At 44.8% G+C, this 248-nt stretch carries 1 pseudogene; it reads right to left on the bottom strand.

Annotated elements, in window-relative coordinates:
* Positions 1–248 (bottom strand): annotated as a pseudogene (locus SB772_RS44100) (glutamine synthetase); the annotation flags it as partial.

Genomic DNA, 248 nt, shown 5'->3' with positions numbered 1-248 from the left:
CATCATCGAATACATTGTTACCATCTTTATCTAATAAGCTGCAATGCACGTGAAAGCCATTACCAGACTGTAGGCCAAAAGGTTTTGCCATAAAGGTGGCGGTAAGCTTGCGACGAGCTGCCACGGCCTTAACCACTTGTTTAAACAAAATCGCGTCGTCAGCGGCTTTTAATGGGTCATCTACGTGTAATAGATTGATTTCAAACTGACCACAACCATTTTCCGCTAGTGCCGCATCGACAGGGATA

The sequence above is a fragment of the Paraburkholderia sp. SIMBA_030 genome, assembly GCF_046535245.1.
GTDB lineage: Bacteria > Pseudomonadota > Gammaproteobacteria > Burkholderiales > Burkholderiaceae > Paraburkholderia.
This window is presented reverse-complemented; position numbering and strand designations above follow the sequence as displayed.